General features: G+C 59.0%; 2 pseudogenes. One reads left to right on the forward strand and one right to left on the reverse strand.

Annotated elements, in window-relative coordinates:
* Positions 1–202, forward strand: a pseudogene (locus ACIQUG_RS34640) (hypothetical protein); the annotation flags it as partial.
* Between the two features lie 30 nt (positions 203–232).
* Here the strand turns inward: ACIQUG_RS34640 and ACIQUG_RS34645 are convergent.
* Positions 233–1,020, reverse strand: a pseudogene (locus tag ACIQUG_RS34645) (IS3 family transposase); the annotation flags it as partial.
* Positions 1,021–1,116: the final 96 nt, after the last annotated feature.

Genomic DNA, 1,116 nt, shown 5'->3' on the forward strand with positions numbered 1-1,116 from the left:
CGAAGGCGAATTGCTTTATGTCCGCGACGGCAGCGAACACGGCACAAAGGGCCTGACCGAGAACGGCGTGGACGAGCTCCAAAATCTCCTCGCCGACATACGGACATGGGATGGTGGAATCCGCCAGTTTCTCGTCGATGAACGATGCGATCCGGATGTGGTCGAACGCGTTATGTCAGACGAGATGAAACGCGGCCTATAATCTCGGCCGCTCAACCAAGCGAAAATGCCTTCGCCGGACGCTCACCATCTTTTCGCGGGCGTCCGCAAGGGTCAGGAACCAATGCTGGTTCAGGCACTCCGCTCGGAAGCGGCCGTTGAAGGCTTCGATAAATGCATTGTCCGTGGGTTTACCCGGCCGTGAGAAGTCCAGGATCACGCCCTTAGCATAGGCCCACAGGTCGAGATCGCGAGACACAAATTCTGTACCCTGATCGACACGGATCGTCTTCGGATAGCCAACCTGCCGGCACACCCGTTCCAGCGTTTGCACCACGTCTTCACCGCGATAGCTGTGACGCGGATCAAGCACCGGCACGTAGCGTGAGAAGGTGTCGACCACCGTCAAAACCCGCAGTTTCTTTCCGGTCGCGAACTGATCGTGCACGAAGTCCATCGCCCACACGTCGTTCGGACCGATCGCCACCTGCCGATCTTCCCGAAGCTTTGCCTTGACCCTGCGCTTGGGCGTCTTGTTGCGCAACGGCAGGGCCAAGTCTCTGTAAATGCGATAGGTTCGCTTGATGTTGGTGGCCCAACCTTCGCGTTCCAGCAGCACATGCACACGACGATAGCCGTAGCGCACGCGCGTCTCGCAAATCTCCCGAATACGACGTTCCAGACCGGCCTGATCGGCACGGCGAGCGGTGTAGTGGTAGGTCGACCGATCAAAGTTCAACGCTCCACAGGCACGCCGGATCGAGATCATCCAATCCCGGCACATGCCCTTCACCACCTCACGCTTGCGAGCAGGCCTCAGAGCTTTCGGCGGATAACATCCTGCAGCATCTCGCGGTCCAGCTGTCAATCAGCGTCCAAAAATCACCCCTTATCGGCATCCAATATTGACCCCCTGGTGATGTAGTTCAGCGCTTGGCCGGCCCGGCGCTGGCCGGG

Source organism: Ensifer sp. NPDC090286 (assembly GCF_044769565.1).
GTDB lineage: Bacteria > Pseudomonadota > Alphaproteobacteria > Rhizobiales > Rhizobiaceae > Ensifer.